This is a genomic window from Mycobacterium sp. NTMscope_Eco_3, from assembly GCF_976985685.1.
Window position 1 is genome coordinate 77110 of the sequence record NZ_CDRJYZ010000001.1, and the last position, 11410, is coordinate 88519.

At 62.3% G+C, this 11410-nt stretch carries 7 protein-coding genes; 4 read left to right on the forward strand and 3 right to left on the reverse strand.

What is annotated here, in order from left to right; all coding sequences use genetic code 11:
• Positions 1–10: 10 nt before the first annotated feature.
• The 4 genes from AC0KTM_RS00380 (at position 11) to AC0KTM_RS00395 (ending at position 7168) form a co-directional block, all read left to right on the forward strand.
• Entirely contained in the window at positions 11–301 is a 291-nt protein-coding gene (locus AC0KTM_RS00380) for a hypothetical protein (protein ID WP_225325409.1), read from the forward strand.
• Entirely contained in the window at positions 295–3210 is a 2916-nt protein-coding gene (locus AC0KTM_RS00385; protein WP_225325408.1) for an ATP-binding protein, read from the forward strand. Before AC0KTM_RS00380 ends, AC0KTM_RS00385 begins: the two co-directional genes overlap by 7 nt.
• A gap of 65 nt (positions 3211–3275) precedes the next feature.
• On the forward strand, positions 3276–5366 hold the full coding sequence (locus AC0KTM_RS00390; RefSeq protein ID WP_139273186.1) for a hypothetical protein: 2091 nt from the start codon (positions 3276–3278) through the stop codon (positions 5364–5366).
• Positions 5363–7168 carry an AAA family ATPase gene (locus AC0KTM_RS00395; protein WP_007172172.1) on the forward strand — a complete coding sequence of 602 codons (1806 nt, stop codon included), beginning with the start codon at positions 5363–5365 and terminating at the stop codon, positions 7166–7168. The genes AC0KTM_RS00390 and AC0KTM_RS00395 overlap by 4 nt, the downstream gene beginning before the upstream one ends.
• Here the strand turns inward: AC0KTM_RS00395 and AC0KTM_RS00400 are convergent.
• The 3 genes from AC0KTM_RS00400 to AC0KTM_RS00410 all read right to left on the reverse strand — a co-directional run bounded on the left by AC0KTM_RS00400 (position 7158) and on the right by AC0KTM_RS00410 (position 11242).
• On the reverse strand, positions 7158–7331 hold the full coding sequence (locus AC0KTM_RS00400; protein ID WP_154074410.1) for a hypothetical protein: 174 nt from the start codon (positions 7329–7331) through the stop codon (positions 7158–7160). The genes AC0KTM_RS00395 and AC0KTM_RS00400 overlap by 11 nt on opposite strands.
• 553 nt (positions 7332–7884) lie before the next feature.
• Positions 7885–9681: a DEAD/DEAH box helicase gene (locus AC0KTM_RS00405; RefSeq protein WP_007172175.1), complete on the reverse strand. Its 1797-nt coding sequence runs from the start codon at positions 9679–9681 to the stop codon at positions 7885–7887.
• A 46-nt stretch (positions 9682–9727) separates the two neighbouring features.
• Positions 9728–11242 carry a serine/threonine-protein kinase gene (locus tag AC0KTM_RS00410; RefSeq protein ID WP_197083339.1) on the reverse strand — a complete coding sequence of 505 codons (1515 nt, stop codon included), beginning with the start codon at positions 11240–11242 and terminating at the stop codon, positions 9728–9730.
• Positions 11243–11410 lie beyond the last annotated feature (168 nt).

The window sequence follows — 11410 nt, forward strand, 5'->3', positions numbered from 1 at the left end:
ATTACAGACGTTGGCTACCCACACGACAAATGTGGCTGCCGGGGCCGGCGTGATCAACATGAGCCACGAAGTGCTTTACATCATCGTCGCAGTCGGCGGCACATACTTCCTGGGCAGCGGCATCGTGCGCGGTATGAGAGACCATTGGAAGCGCGGCACCGGTGCCGGATTGTCGGCAATCGCCGGCGGGGTGGCTCTTGCAGTTGTCGTAGCCCACATCGTCGGGCTGTATCAGCGCGGTAACCAGGAATTTGAGCACCTGCCCGGCAGCGTTGGCCACTCCAATACCCGCGGATGGTGACCACCGGCCCAGTTGCCCCACCACGGCCCGTCGACAAGGCCGAAGCGTGGTCGGGCATCCGCGACATCGACATCCAGATCGGGGAAGCCGCTCCCGGGCAGGAATGGCCCGGCGGGCCCTACCGCGGGGTGGAATGGGTGGCCATTGCCGCGATCGCGGGTCCCACGCTGCTATGGGTCGACAGCCAGCCCGCCGGAACCACGCTTCCGGTCCTCGCCGGCGGGGTGGTGCTCTGTGTGGTGACCGTTGGGCTGATGCGGCTACTTTTGCCCAAGGGACGTCCATCTCTTTCAGCACGTCTCGTTTTTGCCCGCAACACTATTCGGCCACCTCACCTGATCACCTCGCAGCCTCGTGCCGCTGAGAGGAAGCTGCGTGTTGACTCCAGTTTTGACCCTCCTGAACGTGTCGAGGACAATCTGGTCTTCACCGGCGGAGGCGTCTATGCCGAATTCTTGATCGATGGTTTGTCGGTCAATATGCGCTCGCTTGACGTCCACCGGCGAGCCGCCAGGCTGACGCGGAACTTGGGGCGCTACCTGCCCTCAGGCTCGCAAGTGCGCGGGTTGCTGGTCGCCGAGGACCAAAACGCCATCATGCGGGCAATGGTGGGTCCGCACACCAACAAGTCGACATGGATTGGGCAGTGCAAGCACTGGGTCCCAACTATCGCCCAAGCGAACAAGTGGATCACCAAGGGATATCGCGGTCCCGTGCGCCCACGGTTTTGGCTAACGGTGCCAGTCGATGCTGGCACCGCGGGACGCACACCGCTCGGACAGGGCAGGCGGGCTTGGGACTGGGTCAGCGGGCGTGACAAAGACTCAAGCACATCGATTCAGCACTACGCCAGTGTTGCCCGCCAGATCTGTGGTGCCCTACCTGATGAGTTTCACGTTCGCGCGGCTAGTCCAGCGCAAATCCATTGGTATCGGCGACATCGCGCCATGCTCGGCGTCATCCATGAGCCGATGCCAGCGGCCAGCACGGGGCCGTCCTCACTGAGCGCTCACGATTTCCCTACCATCGCTTTCGATGAAGGCGACAACGCCGGGCGGCCATGGTGGCGACCCAGTTTCAAAGCCTTGGTTCGCGTCTATGATCCCCACGAGCCCACCTGCAGATCGAGCTACCAGTCGTTTTTGACCGTCGAGCACTTCCCGGAGACAGGCCTGGCCTTTCCACGCGCTTCGTATCTGAATGCGCTGCTCAACGTGAACACCCAGGCCAGTATTGAGTGGACCCAACATATTTACATTCGCACACCCCAGGATGCGCAAGCCCGCAATTTCCGCTACACCAAAAACATCAAAGACCAGATGCGTCAGCGTGGTCACCGCGGAGCTGAAAACGACGAATTGCCAAGGAAGCTAGCGCGCACGCGGGCCTACACATCGCATCTGAACGGCAATCCCGCCGAACGCGAGCTTGACCACACGGTGATGATTGCGGTCGGTGCCGACTCACCGCGGGTCTTGGAGGATGCGGTCAAACAGGTCCGCCAGGAGCTTGACACAGTCGGCATCGCTGTCAAACGCCACCGTGGCGCCCAGGCGTTGCTGTGGAAGGCATTCAATACCGGAAGTGAAAACACCTGCCCGCTCGATGAATTTCGCAATCCCACCAGCGCACATAAGTGGTCGCTGTTCTTGCCGCTGATTTCGGGCCGCGTGGGCAACGTCAAGGGCAGTGCGCTGGCCATCGACCAGACCACGATGCGACCGGCGATCATCCTTCACGATCCCGAGGGAACTGCGCGCCGAAACAAGAACACCGGGCTGGCCGTCGTCGGCGATCCCGGCGGCGGGAAGTCCAACCGCACCAAACTCTCGGCGTATGAACTGATCCTGCGTGGCGGACGCGTTGTGGTGTTCGAGCCAGACACAATCGCTGAATGGAAGCAGGCCCTCACACCCATCGAGGGTGTACGGTTCATCGACCCGACAACGCCGCAGTACTTGTATGACCCGCTGGTGATCTTCCCAGCGCACCTGGCAGGGCGCATCGCGGCCTCGCACATCCTGCCCTGGATTGGGCTGTCTTATGACAGCCTGCTTGCCAAGCGTTACCGACGTTTGGTGCGACCGGAAACCCGGGCCAGGCAAGGGATTACGAGCCACCGCACACTGCTGGACTATCTGCGTTCACAGCCGGACGCCGACAACGACGAGTTGCTGCTGCGCTTAGAAACAGCCCAGGAGGATTTTCCCGGGCTTTTCGATGACCACTTGCCGCCCTACCGGCCAGAAGACTCCCCGGCCACGGTCTACCTGACCGGCAACCTGGGCTTGCCCAGCACCGAGGATCTCACCAACGCCGATCTCTACGCGAAACTGTCGGGGACCCAGCGCGCCGGAATGGCTATCTATGGCCTGCTCATTGAGCTAGAGCAGCGATACATGTTCGACCGCCTCGACGTATTCGACGTCATGATCTTCGAGGAGTGCGCCGAACTGCTTGCCTTTCCCACCACGGCACGCATTGCGCACAAATTCACTCGGCGGGGCCGTAAGCACGCGAGTGGAATCTGGTTCATCACACAGGATTTCAGGGACCTTGCCCGCATGGGGGATGAGTTTGTCACACAAAAATGGATCTTTCGTGTTCAAGACCCTGAACTGGCCTACGCGACACTGAAGTGGGCGCGCATCGACCCAGAAATGTATCCAGAGCTTGTCAGCGCACTAAGCGAGGACACCAGTCCTGGCTCCACCGCTGATGAAGACGTGTTCTCTGATCGCGGGGAATGGGGCGGCTACGCCACCGAGGCCGGGGCGGTCGATCGTGCCCGACTCGGCGAGGGATTCTTAGTCGACGAACTTGGACGTCCCGCACGCGTTCAATTTTTCGGCGCGCCAACCGAAGAGCAGGCACGCGCATTCGATAGCACCGCATCGGTGATCGCATGACTGCCAGCGATTCCCTCGCAGTCTGGCTAGTTGAGCACCCACGGTTGCGCCGCGTGATCGGCGCGATGACAGGTGTCTACGTGCTGTGTCTGTGGGCGGTGGTGGCCGCACCTAAAGCCTCGGCGGCGGTGGGTGCCGCTGCTCTGGGGTGGACGGGACTGCATGACTTGGACAACGTGCCGATCGCTGACTACTTCCTCTCGATGGTCGATACCACCGAAGCCACCTTCAACAACGGCCAACACGTCAGCGCGTTCGATCCCGAATCGTGGGGGTCGTGGATCGTCAAAGCCACCCAAACCGCGATCGCGCATACCACCGCAGCCTGGTGGCTGACCAATGAAGCTGCTCTTGTCGTATTCGCTATCGGGATTGCGCTGTGGCTTCTGCGATTTGCAATGTCGAGCTCGTGGCTCTTGGCCCTCGTTCAAATCGGGCGCCCCGTTTTCGCTACAGTGAACATGCTCGTCAACCAGATGTGGCTGGGGCCATTGGCGGTCGCGGTTTGTGTGGTGTTGGCGGGGTATCACCAACAGCGAGGGCGGCCGGCCCAGGCCCGCAATCTGCTAGGCACCGCCGCGGTGCTAGCTGCATTGGTGTGGACGGTCTTTCGTGACCCCATTGACGATCTAGTCAGCGATCACGGCCTGCTGGGCATGGGTCGAGCGACAGGCTTTCAGATCGCCCAGGACGCCCGCCAGAGTTCGTACGCTCCGGGCCAGTCATTGGATACCCAGCTCGACGCCCTGCTGGCGCAGCTGGTGTCTTCGACGGCGCGACCAGCTCTACAGTTACAGAACTTCGGCATGGTCGTTGATGATGTGGGCACCTGCCGCCAGGCCTGGTCCCAGGCCATCTTGGCCGCGCATAGCCAAGGTCCTGGACCGGCGCACGCGATGGCCGGATGCGGTGCTCCCCAAGCCTTGGCGCACGCTCAACAATTGGGGGCCAACGACTTTGTGCTGGGGCTGGTGTTCTTGTTCGCCGCGTTTTGGATCGGCCTGTTCATCTGGTACGTCGGGGTGAGCACGTTGCTGGTCGGTGCCAAAGCCACCTACTACTGCATCGTGGTGGTTCCCGCGGCGATGGTCGGCATGAGCGGTTGGCAGCGCGGCAAGAAATACGCGGTGCGCTGCGTCTCGCAGGTGTTGTTGCATGGCGTCGAGATGATGATCTTCACTGTCTTTTTGGCGTTGAGTGCGGTCGGGATGGGGTGGGCGCTCACCACGCCGCAACTGGGGCATGGCGCCACCGCGGTCCCGCGCCTGTTGTTGGTGAGCCTGGGTTCGGTCGTAGGCATCTTCTTGTTCCATTACATCGACAAGCATTTCTACACAGACAGTTTGGGCACGATCGCCCACCACATCACTGGGGCGTGGTGCTCCACAAGCGGCGCTGTGCGCGATGAGTACAACGATTACGCCGAGGCGGGACGCAAAGCGCGCGGGCTGTTTCGACGGGTCGCGCGACGCGGCGATAGCGATGGCGCCGGCGACGATGACGGTTCTAACGGCGACGCCGACACCTCAACGCCGGGGTTCGATGCGGTCAAACCTCGGCCCAGCCGGATGCGCGGTGAGGAGGAGACCACGGCGACCCGGACGACCGGGGCCACCACCACCCGGATGGCAGCAGAAAAGGCCGGGGCGAGCGAGGCCGCGGCGACCGCAGGTGGACATGCCGCGGCTGCGGCAGCAGAGGGGGCCGGCGCCACAGCGGCAGAAGGCGCCGCCGCGGCCGCCGCGCCAGAGGTGGTGATTCCCGCCGTCATCACCGAAAAGACCGTCCAGCACATCCGCGGACACCACCACCGCAACGGCTCAGACCCCGGGTCCCAACAAGGCGTCCCGGACAGCGACACCAGCCCGCACCTGGCGGCGTCCAATGCCCTCAGCAACGGCCAGCCAGGGGAACCAGATCAAGGCGAGGTGGCGCCGATGGCCGGCTCAGATGGGCTGCCATCGCTACCGAGCCATCCGCGCCGCCCGGCCCAGGGCGTGGGTCGCCACCAGGCGCCCCCGTCGGCAACCCCTGATGAGGACCCCGGCCTGCCGCTAGATACATCATCTGAGCAGCAGCGATCGTTCGAGCTGTCTGAGTCGCCCGTAGAATTTCCGTCACCACCTCGACCACGAGCAAGGGACTATCACCAGTGAGTGCCCGTGACTATTTCGACATCGGGATTAGCCGCCTGGGCTTCGGTGGGCCCGTGGCCGATCACGCGGGAGCGCGCGAAGCCTTCACGCAGGCCACCGACATGGATCCCGGCATGTGCGACGCGTGGATGGGGTTGGCGGTTGCTGGCGACGTCAGCCTTAACACCATGCGCGGCGCATATGATGCGCTATCGACTTTGCATCGCGAAACGCGTCGGATTGGCCTGGCAGATTCTGCGCTAGCGCCAACCGTGTCTACGCCATTCCTCATTGACCTTTACCCGCACACTCCGACCGGGATCACCATCGCCTACGCGGCGACACTTGTTAGCCAAGGCGACTACGACCAGGCCGAAAAGATCCTCGACGGGGTTGACCTCACCGTCGAGCCCGCGCAAGCGCAGATACACCGGTTCATCGGGGCCACAATGTTTTTCCTGACGCGCCGCTGGCCAGACTTGTTGACGTGGACCTCGCAGGCCTCGTCGAGCAGCGGTGGAATCGTGGAGGCCGCCACACGGCTGCTCAAAGGAATCGCCCAAACCGGGCTGGGACAGTTCGAGGCGGCGCTGGCCACATTGACATCCGTCGTGACGCAGGCCGACCAGGCCAAGCTCGACCAGAGCGGCATCGATACCTCGCACCTGCTGGCCGAGGCGGCCGTATATCGCGGCTTGTGCCACCGCGCGTTGGGGGACGAGGCCGCCGCCCGCAAAGAGTTCAGCGCAGCCAGCGTAGACGGTCAACTGCGCCCGGACGCCGCCGCCGCGCTCGATGACCCCGGCTACGGCGTCACCGTCACGACCCCAGACGTGATTGCCGCCCGGTCCAATCGGTGGGACCCGGATTCTGGACCGAGCGTGGCCGACCTGCGCAGAGCCCGGCAACGCAAGGAAGCCGTACGTGTGCTGGAGCGCGCCGAACGCGAACTCGACGAATTCATTGGGCTCCGCCGCGTCAAAGAGCATGTCAAGGAACTCAAGTTCGTCAAGGTCTACGACCAGAAGATGGCCGAGCGCGGCGTCCAGATCGGTGAGCGCGACACCTTGCACATGACTCTGGTCGGCCCGCCGGGGACCGCGAAAACCTCGATAGCACGGCTGATTTGCGAGATGTATTTCGGCCTGGGCATCCTCGAATCGCCAGAATTCATCGAAGTCTCCCGCAAGGATCTTGTCGACGAGCACATCGGTGGCACCGAGAAGAAAACATCAGCGATCTTGCAAGCTGCCAAAGGCTGTGCACTGTTCATCGACGAGGCACCCGAACTCTACAAACCGGATAATGAGCGCGATTTCGGCCACATCGCCGTTGACGTCATCATGAAGTGGGCAGAAGACCATCGCCACGACACAATGATCGCCATGGCTGGCTACGCCAGCCCAATGAACCGGCTTTTGAGCGCTAACCCGGGACTGCGGTCACGGTTCCCGTTCCAGCTCGAATTCACCTCCTGCGACACCGACGACCTGGTACGGATCGCTGAGCTGTTCGCAGCGCGGTTCCATGTGGCCATCGAACCCTCCGCTCTTTCGCGCTTCAGCAGCAACGCTGAGTGGCTATGCAACACGCCAAGTACACGCCCCGGTGAACCACACATGCTCATCGATGTCGCCGCCAACGGCCGGTTCGCCCGAACCGTCATTGAACAAGCCCTGCGCAAAGCCAAAGCCCGCATCGCAGCGGACCCGACGGTGGACTTGCTCACCGCCGACCTGAGCAGCATTAGCACAATCACGCTGGCAGACATGGACGCTGCCCTCACCGACGTCCTGGCGGCCTTTGAGCTCGTCACGCCCTAAGCCCATCGTGGGCGCTGAAATGCGGATCGTTGTAGGCCACACTGATGCTGGGGATGCTGTCCAGGTGGACGTGGGTCAGCATGGCCTCGTGGTGGTCGCCGGCCGTGAGCTCGTCGGTGCGACGTTCATCGACTACCTCGCACTTGGCTGCATCCGCTATCACACCTGGCGATCTAGATGTCTGGGTAGTCCGGTCGGGCCTGCCCGAGCCGGGCGCGGCAGCCGCAGCCTTCGAAGAACTGCAGCAACAACTGCCCACCTCGGACCTTCAGATCGTCTACGACGATATGAGTCGCGACCGTGACCGCTTCGACGCTCTCACAATGCTTTCCGCGCTGCCGAGAGTCGCGACTGCGATGGGACCTGTGGTCGACGAGCCCGACATCACGGACTACCGCCTTGGCACGCCAGAACCATCGGAGGTCTGTAAGGCTGTCCCCGACGATTAGAGAGGTGGACGGGATCCTGAGTGCGACTCTGGATGTCAGCTGCTTGGCGGGGTTGTTCGCCCGAGCTCTTCTTCAAGGGCAGACAGCTGTTGTCGGGCGGTGTTGATGAACGTTCGAGCGCAATCGCTGCAGTAGTGGGCAGTGTCACGGTCGACCTTGACGATAAGTATCGGGTCGCCCTTATTGAGCACGTGGTTTTTGTCTGACCGACACGGGTGCCGTCGTCCTGCCGTGCCAATCGACAGCGTTCGCAGCAGTGAGCGGGGCTTACCCATGTCGCAGTTCCTCCTCGACCGCAGCAACGATCTGAGGCAACCGCGCGATGAGGTAGTCGCAGTCGTCCGCGGTGTAATCCTTCCTATTGGTGGCACCGCTGGGAACCATTGTCTTGATCCGCCTGTCGATGGCCGATTTCACGGTGACGAAGTTCTCCCGGGTGCGGTCCAGCTCGCGGCCAACGCGATTGAGGCTGTGTTTGGCCAGAAACTTGCCAGCCTCGTTCTTCACCAAATCGTCGAGCAGGGTCTTTTTGGATCGACGTGTCTGTTGTTTGGTGGGCTGGACGCGTTGTAGCTGATCGAATTTGACTCCGGTGTCGATACCCTTTTCCTTGAGCACGGTCAGGGCCTGCGCAACATCTGGGTCGGCGCTGAGGGCGATCAGGGTCAGGTTTTCGAGTTGGATGTCGGCCTGGCCAGTGATCACCGGCAGCGGAGCGTTCTGGCCACCTCCAGGTGGGGGTTCGCGAGTGGGCAGGGGTTCAACAACGGTCTCGTCGATGAGCTGCGCGAAGAACTCTTGGTCTGCTTCGGCGAACTCCTGGAAGTCGTTCCAGACCCCGGTGATGTTGCCGCCGACGTGAAAAACGACGACGCCATCGTTGACGGCATCGAAGGGGTCAACATCTGGAATCACCCGCATGATGCGCCCCACGAACTGCATGAAAGGGCTGAGGTTGTTGAAGATGCTGAAGACAGCGGCGACGCTGAGATACGGGTGGTCGTATCCTTCACCGAGTTTGCGCACCTGTACGATCACGTCGAGTTCGTGGTTCTCCAACCGCTGGTAAACTCGCTCGTTCGCTTTGCTCTTGCCTTCGATCAGGCTGTGAACGAAGTCGGCGCGGAGCCCCAGTTCGCGGAACTTGGCGACGACCTGTTTGCAGTGCTCCATGTTCAACGCCGCCGCAATGATCTTAAGCCTGGCCTCGCCGGTCTTTTCCCGCAGCTCGAACAATTTCTGGCGGGAGGCCTCGGCGATGGTGGTGAGGGTGGCGTCTGAGCTCACGACGCTGCGCCGGAAGCCTGCGTCGCGCTCGCCGAGGCGGCGGACCTCTTCCAAGGACACCTCGACTTCGGTGTTGTCGTCAGGGCGCCGGACGTAGTGCAGCGTGGTCGGGTTGAGGCGGTAGCCGTTGATGCGCTTGACGTATCCCTTCTCCACCGCGCGAGAGATGGGGTAGCTGTAGATGATTTCACCGGCCATGATTCGCCCGTCGGCACGACCGGGGGTGGCGCTCACGTTCACGATGCGTGCGTCCGGGAAGTGCCGCCGCAGAGTGTCCCAGCTCTCGGCCACGTTGTGATGGCCTTCGTCGAACATGATCAGATCGAAGAAGTCGGCAGGAAGCTTTGCAAGCCAGGTGTTTTCGGCTCGCTGGAGCTGATGAATATTCGTCACCACGATGTCAGCCACTTCGAGATCGGTGACGTTGGTCGACGTGCCTCGGATTTCTGCGGGCTCTGGGAACGGCGCGGAGTCCAACACTTTGCGCTTAAGGTAGAAGAACTTCGGGTCGCTAGGTGTCAGATCCTTCAGCAGCTGGTCGGCGATCTTGAGGTTCGGTGCGACCAGCAGTGCGCGGTGAGACTGTGCGGCGAACGGCGTGAGAGCCAGGAGGCCTGACTTCCCGCAGCCCACCGGCAGCACGACGGAGACTTCGCGGCCCTCGGGAGCGTCGAAGTCGTGCCCGGTGAGCGTTTCGTATGCCTCGATCTGCGGCTCGCGCAAGGACGCATTGCCCGTCACGGTGGGTCGCAGGGTGACGTACTGGTCGATTTTCATAAAGCTACCCCTTTTGTGGAAAACGTTGTCGGCAAGGCGATCTGGTTCAGGATGCGGAACTCTTCGGAGGCCGCAGCTTCTCGACGCCGCTACGGATCGCGGGGGGCAGCGTGCGGATCGCGAAATCGCTGATCGACCACTCGACGTCATCGGCGTCGGCCGCCCGCAACGCTTCCACTGCTGCCGAGGCCATCTCGTCAGACTTGACCTCCTGCAGGATCTTGACCAGGACGTCACGCACGTGCCACCGGTTGTGGCGGGGCCCCAGCGACGCGAGCGCGCCCACGCTCATCCGCATCACGCTGGAGTCCTTCGTCTCGGCCACGACAATGCGGGTGAAGTCAGCCAGCACGTCGCAGTACTCGAACGAGAAGTTCCCATGCCTCAGAAAGTCGGTGAACCGCTGGTAGACGCGCTGGAACGCGCCCCGCTGTTCGCTCCAGAGGAATTTGACGGACCCTCGAGTGCACCAGGGCAGCACTCGGGTCAGCACGTGCATGTCGTCGTGGCTGGACTCATCCAACGCGGCTGCCCACTCGATCATCTCGATCAAGTCCGCGTCGGCGACCGACGGACTGCGCATGCGGTCCTGCAGGCGCTCCGCTGCCTCTTCCTTCGACTCGTTGGCCACGTATTCCTCGTGTGCATCAACAGCACGCTCGAGTGCATTCATGAAGTGCTCGATCGACTGGTAACGGCGATCAGGCGAGTTGGCGATCGCGGTCTCGATGACAGGTCGCAGCGGGCCGGGCTCCACCTCGTTGTTCACTGGGAAGTCCTGAGTCACGAGCTCCTGCAGGATCTTGCCCAGACCGTAGATGTCGGAACGGTGGTCGGCGCTTCGGGCCCGTTGCCACTGCTCCGGTGCTGTGTAGACCCACGTGCCCAACCCTTGTCGCAGCGTTGAGGTCAGCGGGTCGGTGTGCCGCTCGGCCTCAACGGCAAGCCCGAAATCCGATACCGCCCAATCGCCGTTGCTCAGCCGCAAAACGTTGGCCGGCTTGAGATCTCGGTGATAGATGCCCCGATCATGGACGTAACCGAGCCCCGTGCAGATCTGACGCATGATGTCGACGATCAATCGCGCTTGGCCGCCCACCGTGTCGACGTAGTCGGTCAGGCTGCCCTGCGCCAACGGCATCGCATACCAGATGTTGTCGTCGTCGGTCTCGCCGTGGGCAAGCACCGAAATAACGTTGGGGTGGTGCAGGTCTTCGAGGAGCCGAAGCTCACGCCGAAACCTCTTGATGGCTTCGGGGTCAACCGCGACGGTGTCCTTCAGCACTTTGACGGCGACCAGTTCGCTGGTCTTGCGGTCGGTGGCACGGAAGACGTCGGCGAAGCCGCCACCACCGATCCGAGCGTGTTCCAGCAGGAATCGCCCACCCAGCGTGCGGGTCTTCTCGTCCGACTTCGGCCTGCCGGCCTTGGTCTGACGGAGGCCTGAGCTGTTCCATCCAGCGACAACATCGAGGTCCCAGATAGGGCCCTGCGCAATCTCCCCCACCGCGTCGGGGAAGTCGTTTCGCTGCCGCAGTGTCGCGATGCGCTGAGTGCTCACGCCGAGCTCCTCGGCCACCTCCGATATTCCGCCAAGACGCACGGTTGCCTCCAGAAATAGTTGTTCTCAAATCAAGTATAACACCGAATTGGTTGTGGTTGGCTCAACTATTTATCGCGTCGTCGCCGAGCGGCGACAAAACCGGTTGCCCACGTCCGCGCGTCGTAG

Bases quoted from the DNA above. Each gene is read 5' to 3' on its own strand.
- AC0KTM_RS00385 (WP_225325408.1), top strand. From the start codon at position 295: ATGGTGACCACCGGCCCAGTTGCCCCACCACGGCCCGTCGACAAGGCC.
- AC0KTM_RS00405 (WP_007172175.1), bottom strand. From the start codon at position 9,681: ATGAAAATCGACCAGTACGTCACCCTGCGACCCACCGTGACGGGCAAT.
- AC0KTM_RS00390 (WP_139273186.1), top strand. From the start codon at position 3,276: ATGACAGGTGTCTACGTGCTGTGTCTGTGGGCGGTGGTGGCCGCACCT.